General features: G+C 71.3%; 1 protein-coding gene. It reads right to left on the bottom strand.

The features are described 5' to 3' along the window. Nucleotides 1–127 precede the first annotated feature (127 nt). Nucleotides 128–517, bottom strand: a complete 390-nt coding sequence (locus tag FW784_RS14140; protein WP_149353954.1) for an FmdB family zinc ribbon protein — start codon at nt 515–517, stop codon at nt 128–130. Nucleotides 518–711: the final 194 nt, after the last annotated feature.

Genomic DNA, 711 nt, shown 5'->3' with positions numbered 1-711 from the left:
GATCCGGCTCCATGAGCGCGCCAACCGCATTGCCTCCGGCGTCGGTCGGAAGGCGTCAGCCGGCGGTTCGATGCCGAGCGCGGGTCGCGCCGTCGGGAGCGCCCGACGCCGGAACGTCGCGACGTGCCTAGCTTCTCGCCGACGAGCTGCCCGACGGAGACCCGGATGACCCGGATGACCCGCCCGACGACGCGCCGGATGCGGCAGGCGTCGCGGTTGCGGGCTTCGACTCGGCGGGCTTGCTGTCGGTCTTGGCGTCGGGCTTGGCGTCCGAGCCGCCGCCCGATTCCTTCGGCGCCGACGAGTCGCCTGCGAGGTTGCGCTTCCTGTCCCCGTCCTTCTTGAAGTCGGTCTCGTACCAGCCGCCGCCCGCCAGGCGGAACTGCGGCGCGGTCAGCTGACGCCTCAGCTGGGCCGCGCCGCACTTCGGGCAGTCCGTCGGGTCGGCGTCGCTCAGTTTCTGCAACCGATCGAAATGATGACCACAGGCGGAGCATTCGAAGGCGTAGATGGGCATGGTCGGCGTCGGATCGCGAGAAGTCGCTGGATATTGCGCCGACCGGGCGCAAATCAAGCACTCGGTGATCCGGCAATCGCCGCAGGCCAGTCAGGGCAGCGCCCCGGGCACTGGGCCCAGCGCCCCGATGCGGGACATGGCAAGCCCCCGCCGCGTGCCGACGACCCGCCGGCCCACGCCTTCGCGCATGCCCG

The organism is Cognatilysobacter lacus (assembly GCF_008274655.1).
GTDB classification, from domain to species: domain Bacteria; phylum Pseudomonadota; class Gammaproteobacteria; order Xanthomonadales; family Xanthomonadaceae; genus Cognatilysobacter; species Cognatilysobacter lacus.
The sequence above is the reverse complement of the archived record's forward strand: the minus strand, read 5'-3'. Positions and strand labels throughout refer to the sequence as shown.